Source organism: Pseudomonas sp. p1(2021b), from assembly GCF_020151015.1.
GTDB lineage: Bacteria > Pseudomonadota > Gammaproteobacteria > Pseudomonadales > Pseudomonadaceae > Aquipseudomonas > Aquipseudomonas putida_K.
This window is the reverse complement of the sequence record NZ_CP083746.1, coordinates 3,798,276-3,817,477: the sequence shown is the minus strand read 5'-3', so window position 1 is coordinate 3,817,477 and position 19,202 is coordinate 3,798,276. Positions and strand designations below refer to the sequence as shown.

At 62.3% G+C, this 19,202-nt stretch carries 22 protein-coding genes and 1 tRNA gene; 20 read left to right on the top strand and 3 right to left on the bottom strand.

Annotation, left to right across the window (positions count from 1 at the left end; all coding sequences use genetic code 11):
- Positions 1-10: 10 nt before the first annotated feature.
- A complete protein-coding gene (locus K8374_RS17645; RefSeq protein ID WP_224456571.1) occupies positions 11-1,726 on the bottom strand; it encodes a proline--tRNA ligase in 1,716 nt (571 codons plus the stop codon).
- Positions 1,727-1,888: 162 nt separating this feature from the next.
- The gene (locus K8374_RS17640) at positions 1,889-3,205 is read right to left on the bottom strand and encodes an OprD family porin (RefSeq protein WP_224456570.1); all 1,317 of its coding nucleotides are present in this window, start codon (positions 3,203-3,205) and stop codon (positions 1,889-1,891) included.
- A 706-nt stretch (positions 3,206-3,911) separates the two neighbouring features.
- On the opposite strand from K8374_RS17640, the gene K8374_RS17635 reads away from it, so the two are divergent.
- Positions 3,912-4,331: an HIT family protein gene (locus K8374_RS17635; protein ID WP_224456569.1), complete on the top strand. Its 420-nt coding sequence runs from the start codon at positions 3,912-3,914 to the stop codon at positions 4,329-4,331.
- A gap of 4 nt (positions 4,332-4,335) precedes the next feature.
- Positions 4,336-4,542, top strand: a complete 207-nt coding sequence (locus K8374_RS17630; RefSeq protein ID WP_084854475.1) for a SlyX family protein — start codon at positions 4,336-4,338, stop codon at positions 4,540-4,542.
- A gap of 51 nt (positions 4,543-4,593) precedes the next feature.
- Here the strand turns inward: K8374_RS17630 and K8374_RS26335 are convergent, their stop codons facing one another.
- Positions 4,594-5,187 carry a cold shock domain-containing protein gene (locus K8374_RS26335; RefSeq protein WP_318010853.1) on the bottom strand — a complete coding sequence of 198 codons (594 nt, stop codon included), beginning with the start codon at positions 5,185-5,187 and terminating at the stop codon, positions 4,594-4,596.
- A gap of 264 nt (positions 5,188-5,451) precedes the next feature.
- On the opposite strand from K8374_RS26335, the gene K8374_RS17620 reads away from it, so the two are divergent.
- From K8374_RS17620 to K8374_RS17535, 18 genes are all read left to right on the top strand, one after another.
- Complete coding sequence (locus K8374_RS17620; protein ID WP_224456568.1) at positions 5,452-5,925, top strand: Dps family protein; 474 nt, start codon at positions 5,452-5,454, stop codon at positions 5,923-5,925.
- A gap of 172 nt (positions 5,926-6,097) precedes the next feature.
- Positions 6,098-6,430 carry a ribbon-helix-helix domain-containing protein gene (locus K8374_RS17615; protein WP_224459351.1) on the top strand — a complete coding sequence of 111 codons (333 nt, stop codon included), beginning with the start codon at positions 6,098-6,100 and terminating at the stop codon, positions 6,428-6,430.
- Positions 6,431-6,523: 93 nt separating this feature from the next.
- On the top strand, positions 6,524-6,745 hold the full coding sequence (locus tag K8374_RS17610; protein WP_043209521.1) for an FmdB family zinc ribbon protein: 222 nt from the start codon (positions 6,524-6,526) through the stop codon (positions 6,743-6,745).
- A gap of 94 nt (positions 6,746-6,839) precedes the next feature.
- A complete protein-coding gene (gene aspS / locus K8374_RS17605; protein ID WP_224456567.1) occupies positions 6,840-8,615 on the top strand; it encodes an aspartate--tRNA ligase in 1,776 nt (591 codons plus the stop codon).
- Between the two features lie 108 nt (positions 8,616-8,723).
- Positions 8,724-9,476: a YebC/PmpR family DNA-binding transcriptional regulator gene (locus K8374_RS17600; protein ID WP_224456566.1), complete on the top strand. Its 753-nt coding sequence runs from the start codon at positions 8,724-8,726 to the stop codon at positions 9,474-9,476.
- A 189-nt stretch (positions 9,477-9,665) separates the two neighbouring features.
- Entirely contained in the window at positions 9,666-10,190 is a 525-nt protein-coding gene (gene ruvC / locus K8374_RS17595; RefSeq protein WP_084854481.1) for a crossover junction endodeoxyribonuclease RuvC, read from the top strand.
- Between the two features lie 109 nt (positions 10,191-10,299).
- The gene (ruvA, locus tag K8374_RS17590; RefSeq protein WP_224456565.1) at positions 10,300-10,917 is read left to right on the top strand and encodes a Holliday junction branch migration protein RuvA; all 618 of its coding nucleotides are present in this window, start codon (positions 10,300-10,302) and stop codon (positions 10,915-10,917) included.
- Positions 10,914-11,960: a Holliday junction branch migration DNA helicase RuvB gene (gene ruvB, locus K8374_RS17585; RefSeq protein ID WP_224456564.1), complete on the top strand. Its 1,047-nt coding sequence runs from the start codon at positions 10,914-10,916 to the stop codon at positions 11,958-11,960. Before ruvA ends, ruvB begins: the two co-directional genes overlap by 4 nt.
- Before the next feature lie 125 nt (positions 11,961-12,085).
- Positions 12,086-12,538 (top strand): tol-pal system-associated acyl-CoA thioesterase, encoded by a 453-nt coding sequence (ybgC, locus tag K8374_RS17580; protein ID WP_084854484.1) that lies wholly within the window; start codon positions 12,086-12,088, stop codon positions 12,536-12,538.
- A gap of 2 nt (positions 12,539-12,540) precedes the next feature.
- Positions 12,541-13,236 carry a protein TolQ gene (gene tolQ, locus K8374_RS17575; protein ID WP_084854485.1) on the top strand — a complete coding sequence of 232 codons (696 nt, stop codon included), beginning with the start codon at positions 12,541-12,543 and terminating at the stop codon, positions 13,234-13,236.
- A 14-nt stretch (positions 13,237-13,250) separates the two neighbouring features.
- Positions 13,251-13,703, top strand: a complete 453-nt coding sequence (tolR, locus tag K8374_RS17570; RefSeq protein ID WP_084854486.1) for a protein TolR — start codon at positions 13,251-13,253, stop codon at positions 13,701-13,703.
- Positions 13,703-14,779, top strand: coding sequence for a cell envelope integrity protein TolA (tolA, locus tag K8374_RS17565; RefSeq protein WP_224456563.1), 1,077 nt, complete (start codon positions 13,703-13,705; stop codon positions 14,777-14,779). Before tolR ends, tolA begins: the two co-directional genes overlap by 1 nt.
- A gap of 26 nt (positions 14,780-14,805) precedes the next feature.
- Entirely contained in the window at positions 14,806-16,077 is a 1,272-nt protein-coding gene (tolB, locus tag K8374_RS17560; RefSeq protein ID WP_224459350.1) for a Tol-Pal system beta propeller repeat protein TolB, read from the top strand.
- Between the two features lie 54 nt (positions 16,078-16,131).
- Positions 16,132-16,632, top strand: coding sequence for a peptidoglycan-associated lipoprotein Pal (pal, locus tag K8374_RS17555; protein ID WP_084854489.1), 501 nt, complete (start codon positions 16,132-16,134; stop codon positions 16,630-16,632).
- Between the two features lie 6 nt (positions 16,633-16,638).
- Entirely contained in the window at positions 16,639-17,436 is a 798-nt protein-coding gene (gene ybgF, locus K8374_RS17550) for a tol-pal system protein YbgF (RefSeq protein WP_084854490.1), read from the top strand.
- A 160-nt stretch (positions 17,437-17,596) separates the two neighbouring features.
- The gene (gene queE, locus K8374_RS17545; protein WP_196144902.1) at positions 17,597-18,244 is read left to right on the top strand and encodes a 7-carboxy-7-deazaguanine synthase QueE; all 648 of its coding nucleotides are present in this window, start codon (positions 17,597-17,599) and stop codon (positions 18,242-18,244) included.
- A gap of 16 nt (positions 18,245-18,260) precedes the next feature.
- Positions 18,261-18,935, top strand: coding sequence for a 7-cyano-7-deazaguanine synthase QueC (gene queC / locus K8374_RS17540; protein ID WP_084854491.1), 675 nt, complete (start codon positions 18,261-18,263; stop codon positions 18,933-18,935).
- 61 nt (positions 18,936-18,996) lie between these two features.
- Positions 18,997-19,072, top strand: a tRNA-Lys gene (locus K8374_RS17535).
- Positions 19,073-19,202 lie beyond the last annotated feature (130 nt).

The following is a 19,202-nucleotide window of genomic DNA, read 5'->3' as shown; positions in this document are numbered from 1 at the left end:
GCTACTCGTATCAGCGGCGAATGCGGGCTTGCAGGAAGGTCAGTACCTCGTTGAGCGGCAAGGTCTGGGCCTCCTGCTCGGTGCGGTGCTTGTATTCCAGGTTGCCTTCGGCCAGGCCGCGGTCGCTGACCACGATGCGGTGCGGAATGCCGATCAGCTCCATGTCGGCGAACTTGATGCCAGGGCTGGTCTTCTTGTCGCGGTCGTCCAGCAGTACTTCGTAGCCGGCGGCGGTCAGTTCGGCGTACAGCTTGTCGGTGGCCTCGCGCACGGCGTCGGTCTCGTAGCGCAGCGGTACCAGGGCGATCTGGAAGGGAGCCAGGGCGTCGTTCCAGATGATGCCTTTGTCGTCATAGCTCTGCTCGATGGCGGCGGCGACCACGCGGGACACGCCGATGCCGTAGCAACCCATGGCCAGGGTCACCGGCTTGCCGTTCTCGCCCAGTACCTGGCACTTGAGCGCCTCGCTGTACTTGGTGCCGAGCTGGAAGATATGGCCAACCTCGATGCCACGCTTGATCACCAGCGTACCTTGGCCGTCCGGGCTCGGGTCGCCTTCGACCACGTTGCGCAGGTCGGCGACCTGTGGGACCGGCAGGTCGCGTTCCCAGTTGACGCTGAAATAGTGCTTGTCGTCGATGTTGGCGCCGATGCAGAAGTCGCTCATCAGGGCCACGGAGCGGTCGATGATGCATTCCAGCGGCAGGTTCATCGGGCCCAGGGAGCCGGCACCGGCGCCAATGGCGGCGCGCAGGTCGGCGTCGGTGGCCATGACCAGCGGGTCGGCGACCTGCTCGAGCTTGGCAGCCTTGATCTCGTTCAGCTCATGGTCGCCACGCACCACCAGGGCGACCAGTTTGCCTTCTTCGGCGCCACGCACGATGAGGGTCTTGACGGTCTTCTCGATCGGCAGGCCGTAGTTTTCGACCAGTTGCGCGATGGTCTTGGCATCGGGCGTGTCGACCAGGCGCAGCTCCTCGGTGGGGGCAGGGCGCACGGTTTCACGCGGGATGGCTTCGGCCTTCTCGATGTTGGCGGCGTAGTCGGAGCTGTCGCTGAAGATCACGTCGTCTTCGCCGGACTCGGCCAGGACGTGGAATTCATGGGAGTAGCTGCCCCCGATGGAGCCGGTGTCGGCCTGCACCGGACGGAAGTCCAGGCCCAGGCGGGTGAAGATATTGGTGTACGCCTGGTGCATGCGGTCGTAGGTTTCCTGCAGGGAAGCCTGGTCGGCATGGAAGGAATAGGCGTCCTTCATGATGAATTCGCGGCCGCGCATCAGGCCGAAGCGCGGACGGATCTCGTCACGGAACTTGGTCTGGATCTGGTACATGTTCAGCGGCAGCTGTTTATAGCTGGACAGCTCGTTGCGCGCGAGGTCGGTGATGACCTCCTCGTGGGTCGGGCCAACGCAGAACTCGCGGTCGTGGCGGTCCTTCAGGCGCAGCAGCTCCGGGCCGTACTGTTCCCAGCGGCCGGATTCCTGCCACAGCTCGGCGGGCTGGATGCTCGGCATCAGCACTTCCAGGGCGCCGGCAGCGTTCATTTCCTCACGGACCACCGCTTCGACCTTGCGCATCACCCGCAGGCCCATCGGCAGCCAGGTGTACAGGCCGGAGGCCAGCTTGCGGATCATGCCGGCGCGCAGCATGAGCTGATGGCTGATGACCACTGCGTCGGCAGGGGTTTCTTTCTGGGTGGCGAGCAAATATTGACTGGTGCGCATGGTGAGCCGTGTCGATTGCCTAAGACGTTGAAATGACCCCGCATTGTACGGGGGCGAAGCGAAGGCGTACAGGATGCCCCAGGGCGGGGCGCTTGTCAGCCAAGAAAAAGCCCGGCGGGATCGCCGGGCTTTTCCAGTGCGGGGCAAATGCAAGCCAGGGGCTTACAGGATGCTCAGCGGGTACTCGACGATCAGGCGCAGTTCGTCCAGCGATGGGGAACCGTAGTAGACGCCATCGGAGGAGCGGTAGGTGGCCTGGCGCACGCGGAAGCTCAGGTCTTTGGCCGGGCCTTCCTGCAGTACGTACTTGATGTCGATGTCGCGTTCCCATTCCTTGCCGTTGCTGGTGCCGGCGACGTTGGCGTCGGTACCGCGCACGTAGCGGGTCATGAAGGTCAGGCCTGGGATGCCGTATTCGGCGAAGTTCAGGTCGTAGCGAGCCTGCCAGGACTTCTCGTCTTCGGCGTTGAAGTCGGAACGGGCCACGGAGTTGGCCAGGAAGATACTACCGCCGCCATCGACGCCATAAGCGTAGTCGCCGTCACCGGTGACTTTCTGGTAGGCCAGGGTGAAGGTGTGCGCGCCAATGTTGTAAGCGCCCGACAGGCTGAAGGCACGGTTGTCGAGTTTGTCGCCATCGAAGGCGCGAGCACGGTCGCCATCGCTCTTGGTGTCATAGATGTTGAAGTCGAACACCAAGCCTTGCTTGTCGGAGATTGGCAGCGCCCAGTTGACGTTGGCGTAGTACTTGCGCCAGTAGTCTTCGACCTTGGAGTAGTAGAGGCTGGTGCTCAGATTGTCGGTGAAGGCATAGGTGCCGCCGACGATGTTGGCTTCGGTCAGGCCTGGGTTCTTGATGCCAGTGTCGCCGTCGCGGCCGTTGATGCTGTCTTTGTAGCTTTGGGCTTGGGCGTTGAGGCGGGTGAAATGGCCGGCATTCAGCTCAAGGCCTTCGATTTCATTGCTGGTCAGCAAGAAACCTTCTGCGACTTCTGGCAGCAGGCGGCTGTCGTCGGTTGCGAAGACCGGCATGGCGGTGAACTGGCCGCCATATTTCAGAACAGTGTCGGAGATGCGCACTTTGACGGCGCCATGGGCTTCGGAGTAGTCATCTTCCGCACGACCGTCTGCGCCTACGGGGAAGAGGCCCGTGCCAGCGCGGCCGCGGCCGCTGTCGAGCTTGATGCCCAGCAGGCCGATGGCATCGACACCTACACCCACGGTACCTTGGGTGAAGCCAGACTCGAAGGTGCCAATGAAGCCTTGGCCCCATTCTTCCACACGGCTCTGGCGCTCACCGGTATCGGGGTCGCGATCGTTGTTGCGGAAGTCACGGCTGAAGTACAGGTTGCGCAGCTTTACGCCAGCCGTGCTGTCTTCGATGAAACCCTTGGATTCATCCTGCGAAGAGGCCAGGGCCAGCTGCGAGGTCCCTGCCGCGACGGCCAGGGCGATCATGCTCCACTTCATCACGCGCATCGTGATTTGCTCCTTTGGTTTTAGGAAGAGTACCGCTGCGCCCAGGTTTTTTAGTTATAGGGGCAGCTCTTTCTTTTTATGTCGGCGAAAATGTATATCACGCTGACTGTGCTTGGCGACAAAGAAAAAACAACCTTTTGATAACTTTTTTACAATGTCGCTTTTAGTTAGATCCGTGTCGCAAATCACGCCCTTTTCAGGGTCGTACAACGCCAGCGCCGTTATCACTCTCGTAACAAATGTGTAACAAACATAAGTAAGCGAGCGAAACTCCCTGGAAATCCATGCCGCTGTTGTTATTTGTCGCGTACCTGTCGATTGCAGGCATCGTGCCGACTTGAGTGACAAGGAATGCAACAAGCGTGCTCAAAATCACGAGCTCTTCATGAAATTTTCACATCCGCCGCGGGCGAGGCGAGAAAACCTCCGCAAACACGGGGCGAGGCATGTCTGATGGTGTGCCAGGAGTGGCATGAAGCGCCCGCGATAAAACCTGCCATTGAAGTCAATGTGTTACCGCCACTTGTTAATCCGAGTAGAAAGCAGTGGGGTGTATCGCGCGGGCGGGCCTCCTTTTGGTGCGAAAAGTAGCGCAGTGTTACCGCAACGAGCACAACAGTGCTCCTGCCTGGATGCTGAAGCAGGGTATCCTTGCGTCATTGGCCCGCAGTGCCCGCTGGGCTGTTTCGTCTTGAGGAGGTTTGCCGTGTTTGTCCTGGATTCGCGTCTGCAACAGGATTCCCTGGTGCTGGGAAATTTGCCGTTGTGCCAGCTGCTGCTGAGCAAGGATGCCAACTACCCCTGGTTCATCCTGGTGCCGCGGCGTGCCGAGGTCAGCGAGTTGTTCCAGCTGAGCGAGGCCGACCAGCAACAGTTGTGGAAGGAAACCACCTACTTGGCTGAAACCCTCAAGGGGTGCTTCGCGGCCGACAAGATGAATGTGGCCACCCTGGGCAATGTGGTCAGCCAGCTGCACATGCATGTCATCGTGCGCCGCCGTGACGATGCCGCCTGGCCGGCGCCGGTGTGGGGGCGCCATCCTGCGGTCGACTACACGCCGGAGCAGGTCGAGGCGATCCGTCAACGCTTGCGCGCGGTACTGAATGAAGACTTCAAGGAGGCCTGACGCCATGTCGCTGGAGTCGAGAGTCGTCGAGCTTGAAAGCCGTCAGGCGTTTCAGGATGACACCATCCAGGCGCTCAATGACGTGGTGGTCGAGCAGGCCCGCGTGATCGAGCGCCTGCAGTTGCAGATGGCCGAGTTGATCAAGCGCTACGAGGAAATGGTGGGGCAGTACGGCAGCGAGGGGGAGGAGGCGCCACCGCCTCATTATTGAAGTGCGGCCAATGGCGTGGCGGGCAAGCCGCTACGCCACGACCGCCCAGGGTCAGCGGCGGGAGACCGCGACCACGTCTTCGGCCTGCAGGCCTTTGTCACGGTGCATCACCGAGAACTCCACGCGCTGGCCTTCGACCAGCACGCGATGCCCTTCGCCACGGATGGCGCGAAAGTGCACGAAGATATCGTCACCCGAGTCGCGGGAAATGAAGCCGAAACCTTTGGAAGTGTTGAACCACTTGACCGTGCCGGTATCGCGCTTGCCGCCATCCTGGGTGACGCCCTGGCTGGCGCGGGGCTTGCCGATGCTGCGGGCGAAACCTGCGCCCAGGTGCAGGGCGACGGCGACGACGGCGCAGAGCAGGGCAGGGAGGTCGCCCAGCTCCGGGCGGGCCAGCAGGGTCACGGTCTGCAGGACCACGGCCAGCACCAGCAGGGCGCAGGCCAGGTATTGCAGTTGCTGGCGCAGGCCTTTGTAGTAGTGCGGCAGGGCGGGGGCCAGGAGCAGGTTGAGCAGGCCGAGCAAGGCCAGGTAGACGGCTTCGGGTTGCTGGAGGAAAGGCGTAGCTTCGGTTTTGAGGCTGGGTATGAGCGATAGCAGCAAAGCTGCCACGCCCGTCACCAGATGGACGATCTTGAACATTTGGGTTGGCTCACATTGATAAGGCCGATCACAGGAAGAGCTGCCAGGGTGGTGCGCAGGTGTAAGGCGCGATCACACGGTTGGCAGCCTATGCACCCGGCAATGACAGTCCGCACGGGTGGCACGGTGCCTATTTAACAGCAAAGGCCGGGGGTTCTCAAACCGCGAGGGATGGATTGCCCTGGGTCACAGGCAGGAACGGGTAGGTCTGATACAGTTTGTGATGCCCGCTTGATGACCAAGCCTTGTGAAAAGGAGAGATCCATGGCAATCGATATCGGTATCAGCGAAGAAGACCGCAAGTCCATCGTCGACGGGCTTTCCCGTCTCTTGTCGGATACCTACGTGCTGTATCTGAAAACCCACAACTTCCATTGGAACGTCACCGGCCCGTCATTCCGTACCCTGCACTTGATGTTTGAGGAGCAGTACAACGAGCTGGCCCTGGCGGTCGATTCGATCGCCGAGCGGATCCGCGCCCTGGGCTTCCCGGCCCCGGGTTCGTATGCCTTCTATGCGCGCCATTCCTCGATCAAGGAAGAAGAGGGCGTGCCGCCGGCGGACGAGATGATCCGCCAGTTGGTCCAGGGCCAGGAGGCGGTGGTGCGTACTGCGCGCAGCATCTTCCCGGTGGTCGACAAGGTCAGCGACGAGCCCACGGCCGACCTGCTGACCCAGCGCATGCAGGTGCATGAGAAAACCGCCTGGATGTTGCGGGTGTTGCTCGATAGTAATTGATCGTCTGGCGCAATGGTGCGCCAGGGCCTGGTTCCGGTGTCGGGGCCAGGCTTTTTCATTTCCTTGAGGAAGGTTTTACCACTGCTCTCCAAGCGTGCGCGGCGCTTTATTGAGCCTGCCCCTCGTGCACAGCACTTGGGTGTTTTCCAGGCGATGGAGTGGAGCTGTGGATATAAGGACGCAACAAGGCAAGCGCGGCGCTTGCCAGGGAAAATGGCCGGGCAAGCAATGCATCGACCCGTTCAGGACGGATTTCGACATGGTGCAGATCAGGCCGGTTTCGCGCTCGGTCCGGCTCAATGGCTTTGCTACCTGCCTGCGTCTGGAGGTGGTGTACTGGCGGATCCTGGAGCGGATCGCCGAGGCCAACCAGTGCACGGTAAGCGCAGTGCTGTCCTACGTGGACCGGGAAGTGCACCTGCGTCATGGTGGGGTGCGCAACTTCAGTGGCCTGGTTCGGGTCATCTGCGTGGCCTGGTTGCTCGATCCGCCCAGCATGCGCTGATCGCCAGGCGGGCTGCACGGCTGTCCTTAACCATATATAATCCCGCTTTTCACTGCCCCCGGCAGTCAGCGTTGTGGTTGACGAGAGACACCCATGCCCCTTTATGACTATCAATGTGCATCCTGCGACCATCGTATGGAGGTGTTGCAGAAGATCAGCGCCGCGCCGCTGACCGATTGCCCGGCGTGCCAGGCGCCGGCGCTGAAGAAGCTGTTGTCGGTACCCGGTTTCCGCCTGAGCGGCAACGGCTGGTACGAGACCGATTTCAAGACCGGGGCGAAAAAGAATCTGGCAGGCGGCGACAAGGCCGACTGAGTTGAATTGCAGTGACCGGGTCTTGCAGTATTAGCCCCTCAGGGCGGCCAGACCTCCACCGAATACACGAATCACGAGAAGCGAAACCACCATCATGATGCGCAGCCATTATTGCGGCCAACTGAACGAGCGCCTGGACGGCCAGGAAGTCACCCTTTGCGGCTGGGTCCATCGTCGCCGCGACCACGGCGGGGTGATCTTCCTCGACATCCGTGACCGCGAAGGCATGGCCCAGGTCGTCTTCGACCCGGATCGCGCCGAGACTTTCGCCAACGCTGACCGCGTGCGCAGCGAGTACGTCGTGCAGATCACCGGCAAGGTGCGCCTGCGTCCGGAAGGCGCGGTCAACCCGAACATGGCCTCTGGCGCCATCGAAGTGCTGGGCTACGAGCTGACCGTCCTCAACGAGGCCGAGACCCCGCCGTTCCCGCTCAACGAATATTCCGACGTGGGCGAGGAAATCCGCCTGCGCTACCGCTTCATCGACCTGCGTCGCCCGGAGATGGCCGACAAGCTGCGCCTGCGCTCGCGCATCACCAGCAGCATCCGCCGCTACCTGGACGAGAACGGCTTCCTCGACGTCGAGACACCGATCCTGACCCGTGCCACCCCGGAAGGTGCCCGTGACTACCTGGTGCCGAGCCGCACCCACGCCGGCAGCTTCTTCGCCTTGCCGCAATCGCCACAGCTGTTCAAGCAGCTGCTGATGGTGGCCGGCTTCGACCGCTACTACCAGATCGCCAAGTGCTTCCGCGACGAAGACCTGCGTGCCGACCGTCAGCCGGAATTCACCCAGATCGACATCGAGACCAGCTTCCTCGACGAATCCGAGATCATGGGCCTGACCGAAGGCATGATCCGCAAGCTGTTCAAGGAAGTCCTGGACCTGGAGTTCGGCGAATTCCCGCACATGACCTACGAAGAGGCCATGCGCCGCTACGGCTCCGACAAGCCTGACCTGCGTATCCCGCTGGAACTGGTCGACGTTGCCGACCAGCTCAAGGATGTCGACTTCAAGGTCTTCGCAGGCCCGGCCAACGATCCGAAGTGCCGCGTCACCGCCCTGCGTCTGCCAGGCGGCGCCAGCATGCCGCGCAGCCGTATCGACGAATACACCAAGTTCGTCGGCATCTACGGTGCCAAGGGCCTGGCGTACATCAAGGTCAACGAACGTGCCAAGGGCGTCGAAGGCCTGCAGTCGCCGATCGTCAAGAACATCCCCGAGGCCAACCTCAACGTGATCCTCGATCGCGTGGGTGCAGTCGATGGCGACATCGTGTTCTTCGGCGCCGACAAGGCCAAGATCGTCAGCGAAGCCCTGGGCGCGCTGCGTATCCGCCTGGGCCATGACTTCGAGCTGCTGACCTGCGAGTGGGCGCCGATGTGGGTCGTCGACTTCCCGATGTTCGAAGAGAACGACGACGGCAGCTTCAGCGCGCTGCACCACCCGTTCACCGCGCCCAAGTGCACCCCGCAGGAGCTCGAGGCCAACCCGGCTGGCGCTCTGTCCCGTGCCTACGACATGGTCCTCAACGGCACCGAGCTCGGTGGTGGTTCGATCCGTATCCACCGCAAGGAAATGCAACAGGCCGTGTTCCGCCTCCTGGGTATCGGTGCAGAAGAGCAGCAGGAGAAGTTCGGCTTCCTGCTCGACGCCCTGAAGTTCGGCGCGCCGCCCCACGGTGGCCTGGCCTTCGGCCTGGACCGTCTGGTGATGCTGATGACCGGCGCCCAGTCGATTCGTGAAGTGATCGCCTTCCCGAAAACCCAGAGCGCCGCGTGCGTCATGACCCAGGCCCCTGGCCTGGTGGATGCCAAGGCCCTGCGCGAGCTGCACATCCGTCTGCGCGAGCAGACCAAGGTCGAGTAATCGGCCCGGGCGCTTCCCGATGGAGGCGCCCACGCGCTTCGGCGCCGTTTTCTCGCGTTCCGCCCTTCGGGGCGGAACCTGTTTCTGTTTGAAGGATTTGGAGACGTTATGGCTGGTCATTCGAAGTGGGCAAACATCAAGCACCGCAAAGAACGCCAGGATGCCAAGAGAGGCAAGATCTTCACCAAGTGGATCCGCGAGCTGACCGTCGCCGCCAAGCAGGGCGGGCCCGACCCGGCCTCCAACCCACGCCTGCGCCTGGCATTGGACAAGGCCCTGGGCGCCAACATGAGCCGCGACATCATCGACCGCGCCGTCGCCCGTGGTGCCGGGACCAATGAAAGCGACAACGTCGAGGAGCTCAGCTACGAAGGCTACGGCCCCGGTGGCGTGGCGATCATGGTCGAGGCCATGACCGACAACCGCAACCGTACCGCGGCAGCCGTGCGTCATGCCTTTACCAAATGCGGCGGCAACCTCGGCACCGACGGCTCGGTGGCCTACCTGTTCGAGCGCAAGGGGCAGATCAGCTTCGCCGCCGACCTGGGCGTGGACGAAGAGGCCTTGATGGAAGCGGCCATGGAAGCCGATGCCGATGACGTGGTGGCCAATGACGACGGCTCGTTCGACGTCTTCACCTCGTTCAACAGTTTCTATGCGGTGCGCAACGCCTTGGAGGAGGCCGGTTTCAAGGCTTCGGACGCTGAGATCGTGATGCAGCCGACCACCAGTGCCGAGCTGGACCAGGAGGGCGCCGAGAAGGTACTCAAGCTGATCGACATGCTCGAGGACCTGGATGACGTGCAGAACGTCTACTCCAATGCCGAGATCTCCGACGAGATCATGGAGAAACTCGGTTAAGGTATCTGGTTTATCCTGGCATGGCTCGTTGAGCCCTACGGCCCATTCGCGGCACAAGGCCGCTCCTACAGGTACAGCGACGTTCCTCAGGTCGGCGCAATGTCTGTAGGAGCGGCCTTGTGCCGCGAATGGGCTGCAAAGCAGCCCCAGGGGCCACGCGCGTCGTATTCTTTATCTATTGCAGGCGTTATGACTCTGATTCTTGGTATCGACCCCGGCTCGCGCATCACCGGCTTCGGTGTGGTGCGCCAGACTGCCCGTGGCTGCGAGTACGTGGCGTCTGGCTGTATCCGCACCGGCAGCGGCGAGCTGCATGAGCGCCTGCAGATCGTGTTTCGTGGTGTCAGCGAAATCATTCGTCAGCACGGGCCCGTGACCATGGGCATCGAGCGGGTGTTCATGGCGCGCAATGCCGACTCGGCCCTCAAGCTCGGCCAGGCGCGGGGCGCGGCTATCGTCGCCGCCGCCGAAGCGGGCCTTGAGATCGCCGAGTACAGCGCCAGCCAGGTCAAGCAGGCCGTGGCCGGCACCGGTGGCGCCAACAAGGAGCAGGTGATGCTGATGGTCATGCACCTGTTGAAACTGACGCAAAAACCGCAGGTCGACGCCTCCGACGCCCTGGCCATCGCCCTGTGCCATGCCCATACCCGCTCCAGCCTGGTGCCCCACGGCCTGGCCACGGCGCGGCGAAGAGGCGGGCGCTTGCGTCTTTGAGCGCTTCATGCGCAGATACAAATTTTGTCCGGGTGAAACGTTCACCCGTTGCATTTGCTGATAGGGTTGAGCGGTCTTCGACCGGCTCCCCGAGAGAAAGGATCGGAACGTGATTGGACGTTTGCGCGGCACCCTGGCGGAAAAACAGCCGCCGCACCTGATTATCGACGTCAACGGCGTAGGCTATGAGCTGGAAGTGCCGATGACCACCTTGTATCGCCTGCCCAAGGTCGGCGAACCGGTGACCGTGCACACCCATCTGGTGGTGCGTGAAGACGCGCACCTGCTCTATGGTTTCGCCGAAAAGCGCGAGCGCGAGCTGTTTCGCGAGCTGATTCGGCTGAACGGGGTTGGGCCGAAGCTGGCGTTGGCGCTGATGTCCGGGCTGGAAGTGGACGAGCTGGTGCGCTGCGTGCAGGCCCAGGACACCTCGGCCCTGGTGCGTGTGCCGGGCGTCGGCAAGAAGACCGCCGAGCGCCTGCTGGTCGAGCTCAAGGACCGCTTCAAGGCCTGGGAAACCTCGCCTGCCATGTTCACCCTGGTATCCGATGGCCCGCTGCCGGTCAGCAGTGCCTCCACGGCCGAAGCCGATGCGGTCAGCGCCCTGGTCTCCCTGGGCTACAAGCCCCAGGAGGCGAGCAAGGCGGTATCGGCGATCAAGGACAAGGCTGGCCTGAGCAGCGAGGAGCTGATTCGCCGTAGCCTCAAAGGGATGATTGCCAAGTGATCGAAGCCGACCGACTGATCGCCGCCAGCGGGCGCGACCGCGAAGACATCCAGGACCGTGCGATCCGCCCACTGCGCCTGGAGGAATACATCGGCCAGCCGGTGGTGCGCGAGCAGATGGCACTGTTCATCCAGGCAGCCCGTGGGCGCAACGAGTCCCTGGACCACACCTTGATCTTCGGCCCGCCCGGCCTTGGCAAGACCACCCTGGCCAACATCATCGCCCAGGAAATGGGCGTGTCGGTCAAGAGCACCTCGGGCCCGATCCTGGAGCGCCCGGGCGACCTGGCGGCCATGCTGACCAACCTCGAGCCCCACGATGTGTTGTTCATCGACGAGATCCACCGCTTGTCCCCGGTGGTCGAGGAAGTGCTCTACCCGGCGATGGAAGATTTCCAGCTGGACATCATGATCGGCGAGGGGCCGGCGGCCCGCTCGATCAAGCTGGACCTGCCACCTTTCACCCTGGTCGGTGCCACCACCCGTGCCGGCATGCTGACCAACCCGCTGCGCGATCGCTTCGGCATCGTCCAGCGCCTGGAGTTCTACAGCAACAGGGACCTGGCGACCATCGTCAGCCGTTCGGCCAATATCCTGGGCCTGACGATCGAGGACGAAGGCGCCTACGAGATCGCCCGCCGTGCCCGCGGCACCCCGCGGATCGCCAACCGTCTGCTGCGCCGCGTGCGCGACTACGCCGAGGTGCGTGGCAAGGGCGAGATCACCAAGGCGGTGGCGGACATGGCGCTGAACCTGCTGGATGTCGACGAGCGTGGCTTCGATCATTCCGACCGCCGCCTGCTGTTGACCATGATCGAAAAGTTCGACGGTGGCCCGGTGGGGGTCGACAACCTGGCGGCAGCCATCAGCGAGGAGCGCCATACCATCGAGGACGTGCTCGAGCCCTACCTGATCCAGCAGGGCTATATCATGCGTACGCCACGCGGGCGTGTGGTCACCCGTCACGCCTACCTGCATTTCGGCCTGAACATTCCCGGCCGCTTTGCCGAAGGTGGCGAATTTTCCGATCCCGACGATGAATGACAGATCGAATCGGGGTTTTCGTGGTCCTACCGCTGGCACGCCCTTGCGGCGCTGGCAATAAGACATTATCGATGCAAAAACAGTTGCCGGGGCGGATTGGCAAGCTGAGGAGTAAGCACTAGAGTATGCGCGCGCAAAAAGGCCTGGAACCGTTCGCCCACCGCTGTCGCGTCTATTACGAGGACACCGACGCAGGTGGCGTGGTGTATTACGTCAATTACCTGAAATTCATGGAGCGTGCACGCACCGAGCGGCTGCGGCACCTGGGGTTTTCCCAGGCCGAGCTGGCAGGCCAAAACCTGCTGTTCGTGGTCCATTCCAGCGAAGCGCGCTACCACGCGCCGGCGCGGCTGGACGACGCGTTGCGGGTGACCGCGCAAGTACTTGAATTGAATCGCGCCAGCCTGCGCTTCGTGCAGCAGGTCTGGCGGGAAAAGGATGAAACGCTGCTCTGCGAGGGGCAGTTCCTGGTGGCCGCCGTGCGCGCCGACACTTTCAAACCCCGGGCCATACCCCAAGAGCTGCGCGACGCCTTCCTGGCGGACGGCACGGGTACTCAATCGAACGCAGGAGAATAAGCGTGGAAGCTAACGTCGTCGACCATACCTCCATGTGGAGTCTGGTCAGCAATGCCAGCATCGTGGTGCAGCTGGTGATGCTGACCCTGGTGGCAGCCTCGGTCACCTCATGGATCATGATCTTCCAGCGCAGCACCATGCTGCGCGCCGGTCGTCGTGCGCTGGATGCCTTCGAAGAGCGCTTCTGGTCGGGCATCGACCTGTCCAAGCTGTACCGCCAGGCAGGCAGCAACCCAGACCCGGATTCCGGTGTCGAGCAGGTGTTCCGCGCCGGTTTCAAGGAATTCTCGCGCCTGCGCCAGCAGCCAGGTGTCGACCCGGACGCGGTCATGGAAGGCGTTGGCCGTGCCATGCGCGTAGCCATCTCGCGCGAGGAAGAGAAGCTCGAGCAGAGCCTGCCGTTCCTGGCCACCGTCGGTTCCACCAGCCCGTACATCGGCCTGTTCGGTACCGTCTGGGGCATCATGAACTCCTTCCGCGGCCTGGCCTCTGCCCAGCAGGCGACCCTGGCCACCGTGGCCCCGGGTATCGCCGAGGCACTGATCGCCACTGCGATCGGCCTGTTCGCCGCGATCCCGGCAGTTATCGCCTACAACCGTTTCTCGGCCCGCAGCGAAGTGCTGATCGGCCGTTACTACACGTTCGCCGACGAGTTCCAGGCGATCCTGCACCGCAAAGTACACACCAGCGAAGAGTGATCAGGTAGAAGCCCATGGCCCGAGTTCGCCACAAACGCAAGCCGGTCGCCGAGATGAACGTGGTGCCCTACATCGACGTGATGCTGGTGCTGCTGGTCATCTTCATGGTGACCGCTCCCATGCTCAACCAGGGCGTGAAGGTCGACCTGCCCAAGGTTTCCAGCGAAGCCTTGCCCCAGGACAACAACGTTCAGATCCTGACCATCTCGATCAAGGCCGACAAGACCTACTACTGGAACCTCGGCAGCGAGGTCGACACCGACAAGCAGATGGACAAGGCCATGACCTTGCCGGAAATGACCGACGCGGTGACCAAGATCATTGCCGCCGGTCGCGACCAGGGCAAGCAGACCCAGGTCTTCATCCGTGGCGACAAGGCCGTCGACTACGGCGCGGTCATGGGCGCCATGGGTGGGTTGCAGAAGGCCGGTGTCGGTAACGTTGGCCTGATTACCGAGGCGCCCTGATGCAACAGCGAGAGCCATCCGCCTCGGAAAGCTACTTCTGGCCCAGTGTCTGGGCCATCGGCCTGCATGTGCTGGTGTTCGCGATGCTGTTCGTCAGCTTCGCCATGACGCCGGAACTGCCGCCGTCCAAGCCTATCGTCCAGGCCACGCTCTACCAGCTCAAGTCCAAGAGCCAGGCGACCACCCAGACCAACCAGAAGATCGCCGGGGAAGCGAAGAAAACCGCTTCGCGCCAGACCGAGGTCGAGCAGCTGGAACAGAAGAAGGTCGAGCAGGAAGCCATCAAGGCCGCGGAACAAAAGAAAGCTGACGCCGCTCAAAAGGCCGAGGAGGCCCGAGAGGCCGCCGAGGCGAAGAAGGCTGAAGAGGCTGCCAAGGCCGCCGAAGCCAAGAAGGCCGCCGAGGCCAAGAAAGCCGAAGAGGCGAAGAAGGCCGCCGAGAAGCAGCAGGCCGACATCGCCAAGAAGAAGGCTGAGCAAGAGGCGAAGAAGCAGGCCGAGGAAGAAGCCAAGAAGAAGGCCGCCGAGGAGGCGAAGAAAAAAGCCGCCGAGGAGGCCAAGAAGAAAGCAGCCGAGGACGCCAAGAAGAAAGCGGCGGCCGAGCAGGCCAAGAAAAAGGCAGCTGAAGACGCCAAGAAGAAGGCGGCGGCAGATGCCCAGAAGAAAAAGGCCCAGGAAGCGGCCCGCAAGGCAGCGGAGGACAAGAAAGCCCAGGCCCTGGCCGAGCTGTTGTCCGACACCACCGAGCGGCAGCAGGCCCTGGCCGATGAGCGTGGCGATGAAGTGGCCGGCGATTTCGACGACCTGATTCGCATGCGGGCAGCCGAAGGTTGGGCACGTCCGCCGTCCGCACGCAGAGGCATGACGGTAGTCCTGCAGATCAACATGCTGCCCGATGGCACCATCACCAATGTCAGCGTGGCGCGCTCCAGTGGCGACGGCCCGTTCGACGCCTCGGCAGTGGCAGCAGTGAAGAACATTGGTCGTTTGACCGAAATGCAGGGCTTGAAGCCGAACGAGTTCAATCCGTATCGTTCATTCAAGATGACATTTACACCTGAGGATCTTGCGTTGTGATTAAACGTCTGAAAGGACTGCTGGTCATGCTCTGCTGCGTGGCAGGTATGGCCGTGGCAGAGGAAAAGAACATCCTGGTCACCAGCGGCAGCGACCGGGCGACCCCGATCGCGGTGGTGCCGTTCGGTCTGCAGGGTGGCAGCGTGCTGCCGGAAGACATGGCCGAGATCATCGGCAATGACCTGCGCAACTCCGGTTACTACTCGCCCATTCCACGGCAGAACATGATCAGCCAGCCGAGCCAGGCCAGCGAAGTGATCTTCCGTGACTGGAAGGCCTTGGGCGCCCAGTACGTGATGGTCGGTAGCATCGTGCCGGCCGGCGGTCGCCTGCAGGTGCAGTACGCGCTGTTCAACGTCGCCACCGAGCAGCAAGTGCTGACCGGCAGCGTTGCCGGCGGCGTCGACCAGCTGCGCGACATGGCGCACTACATCGCCGACCAGTCGTTCGAGAAGCTCACCGGCATCAAGGGCGCGTTCTCCACCCGCATGCTGTACGTGACCGCCGAGCGCTTCTCTGCCAACAACACCCGCTACACCCTGCAGCGCTCGGACTACGACGGTGCCCGCGCCGTGACCCTGCTGCAGTCCCGCGAGCCGATCCTGTCGCCGCGCTTCGCGCCGGACGGCAAGCGCATCGCCTATGTCTCGTTCGAGCAGAAGCGTCCGCGCATCTTCGTCCAGCACATCGACACCGGTCGCCGTGAGCAGGTCACCAACTTCGAAGGCCTCAACGGTGCTCCGGCCTGGTCGCCGGATGGCTCGCGCCTGGCCTTCGTGTTGTCCAAGGACGGTAACCCGGACATCTACGTGATGAACATGGGCTCGCGCCAGCTCACCCGCGTCACCGCCGGCCCTGGCATCAACACCGAGCCGTTCTGGGGCAAGGATGGCAACACCCTGTACTTCACCTCCGACCGTGGCGGCAAGCCGCAGGTCTACAAGACCTCCATCGGTGGTGGTGGCGCCGAGCGCGTGACCTTCGTGGGCAACTACAACGCCAACCCGAAACTGTCGGCCGACGAGAAGACCCTGGTGATGATCCATCGCCAGCAGGGTTTCACCAACTTCAAGGTGGCCGCCCAGGACCTGGAGCGTGGAAGTGTAAAGATTCTTTCGGACACCAGTCTTGATGAGTCTCCCACTGTTGCGCCAAACGGCACCATGCTAATCTACGCCACCCGCCAGCAGGGCCGGGGAGTCTTGATGCTCGTCTCTCTCAACGGACGCGTGAGGCTCCCGCTTCCTACCGCGCAAGGCGAAGTCAGAGAACCGTCCTGGTCCCCTTACCTGAACTGATTGCGGCGTAACACTATTTGCTTAACACACTGGGGTTTCATTAGGAGTTTCACGATGGAAATGCTGAAGTTTGGTAAATTCGCTGCGCTGGCTCTGGCCATGGCCGTAGCTGTAGGTTGCTCCTCCAAGGGCGGTGACAACGCTGGCGAAGGCGCCGCTGTCGATCCGAACGCTGGCTACGGTGCCAACACTGGCGCTGTCGACGGCAGCCTGAGCGAAGAAGCCGCCCTGCGCGCAATCACCACCTTCTACTTCGAATACGACAGCTCGGACCTGAAGCCAGAAGCCATGCGCGCCCTGGACGTTCACGCCAAGGACCTGAAAGCCAACGGCAACCGTGTTGTCCTGGAAGGCCACACCGACGAGCGCGGTACTCGCGAGTACAACATGGCTCTGGGCGAGCGTCGTGCCAAGGCCGTTCAGCGCTACCTGGTTCTGCAGGGCGTTTCCCCTGCTCAGCTGGAACTGGTTTCCTACGGCGAAGAGCGTCCGGTTGCCACTGGTGGCGACGAGCAGTCCTGGGCTCAGAACCGTCGCGTAGAACTGCGTAAGTAAGTTCCTATGCGTATGTGCCGTCGTGCTGTAACCGTCCTCGCACTCAGCCTGCCGCTTGCGGCCTGGGCTGAGGTTCCCGTAGTAGATGACAACGCGAGCGGCTATCCGCCTGCGGGTTATGGCACGAGCGGCGCCTATGCCGGGGCAGGGGCTTCGACCCCTGCCTCTGCACAGGGCCAGCTGTTCATGCAGCTGCAGCAGATGCAGGACCAGATTTCCCGCCAGCAGGGCATCATCGAAGAGCTGCAGAACGATGTGGCCCGCATGAAGCAGGAAAGCCTGGAGCGTTACAAGGATCTGGACAGCCGCATCAACAGTGGTGCCGCGCCTGCCCAGGCTCCCGAGAATTCTTCCACCGGTGGTGCCGCCGCCGGTGCTGCCGCTGGCGCCGCTGCCCAACAGCCGGCCGCCAGCAGCGAACCCGGTGATCCGGCGAAAGAGAAGCTCTATTACGACGCCGCTTTCGACCTGATCAAGCAGAAGGACTTCGACAAGGCCAGCCAGGCCTTCGCCGCCTTCCTGCGCAAGTACCCCAACAGCCAGTACGCCGGCAATGCCCAGTACTGGCTTGGCGAGGTGAACCTGGCCAAGGGCGACCTGCAAGGTGCCAGCCAGGCCTTCGCCAAGGTCGGCCAGCTGTACCCCAAGCACAGCAAGGTGCCTGACTCGCTGTACAAGCTGGCGGACGTCGAGCGCCGCATGGGCCACACCGACAAGGTCAAGGGCATCCTGCAGCAGGTCATCACCCAGTACCCCGGCACCTCCGCCGCGCAACTGGCCCAGCGCGACTTGCAAAAGCTCTGAATATCGCCTGACGAAAGAAACCCGCGCTTGTCGCGGGTTTTTTCGTTAGAATCTTGGCCCTTTTTTCGTAAACACGCTGTTGCGGATAACGCTATGTCGAGTCCGTACCAGTGCCTGACGGAGGCGGACAGCCTGTTTAGCTGTCACGCCCGTGGCGACCATGCAAGACACATTACGCATCACCGAAGTCTTTTACTCGTTGCAGGGTGAAACACGAACGGCGGGGCTGCCTACCGTATTCGTGCGTCTCACCGGCTGCCCCTTGCGCTGCCAGTACTGTGACAGTGCCTACGCCTTCAGCGGCGGTACCCTTCGTACCCTTGACGATATCCTGGAGCAGGTGGCGGGCTTCCGGCCGCGCTATGTCTGTGTGACCGGGGGCGAACCCTTGGCTCAGCCCAATGTACTGCCGTTGCTGCAGCGCCTGTGCGATGCCGGCTACGAGGTGTCCCTGGAAACCAGCGGTGCCCTGGATATCGCCCGCGTCGATACCCGCGTCAGCCGCGTGGTGGACCTCAAGACCCCGGGCTCGGAGGAGTCGCACCGTAACCGTTACGAGAACATCGAACTGCTGACCCGTAACGACCAGGTCAAGTTCGTGATCTGTTCCCGTGAGGACTACGACTGGGCGGTCTCGAAACTGATCCAGTACAACCTGGCCGAGCGCGCAGGCGAAGTGCTGTTTTCGCCCAGCCACCACCAGGTCAATGCCACCGACCTGGCCGATTGGATCGTCGCCGACAACCTGCCCGTGCGCTTCCAGCTGCAGTTGCACAAACTGCTGTGGAACGACGAGCCTGGCCGCTGATGAAAGGAGTATGAACATGACTGAGAAACGTGCGGTAATCCTGCTGTCCGGTGGTCTGGACTCGGCCACCGTGGTTGCCATGGCCAAGGCCGAAGGCTACAGCTGCTACACCATGAGCTTCGATTACGGCCAGCGCCACCGCGCCGAGCTGAATGCTGCAGCGCGAGTTGCCCGAGACCTGGGTGTGGTCGAGCACAAGGTGATCGGCCTGAACCTGGACGGCATCGGCGGCTCGGCCCTGACCGATACCAGCATTGACGTACCTGAGGCGCCTGGCGAGGGCATTCCGGTCACCTACGTGCCCGCCCGAAACACCGTCTTCCTGTCCCTCGCCCTGGGCTGGGCGGAAGTGCTTCAGGCCCGCGATATCTTCATCGGCGTGAACGCCGTGGACTACTCGGGCTACCCGGATTGCCGCCCCGAGTTCGTCGAGGCGTTCGAGCGCATGGCCAACCTGGCCACCAAGGCGGGCGTGGAAGGGCAGGGCTTCCGTATCCAGGCCCCCTTGCAGAACCTGAGCAAGGCGCAGATCGTCCAGGCCGGCATCGCCCGTGGCGTGGACTACAGTCTCACGGTGTCGTGCTACCAGGCAGACGACGACGGCCGCGCCTGCGGCAAGTGCGACAGCTGCCGCCTGCGTGCCGAGGGCTTCAAAGCGGCGGGTGTCGCGGACCCGACTCGATATTTTTAAAAAAAGTTGCGATGGGGTGTTGATTTCCCGTTAGAAATCAGTATTATACGCGCCATCCAACGGGTCGTTAGCTCAGTTGGTAGAGCAGTTGGCTTTTAACCAATTGGTCGTAGGTTCGAATCCTACACGACCCACCATATATGAAGAGCCCGCCTTTCAAGGCGGGCTTTTTCTTTTGCGTGTCATTCAGATAGATCCGGCAGCTCCTGCTGTTGCGGCTGTAGGCGAGGGCCTGGCCCTCGATCGCGAGGGCATATCCTTCTGGAT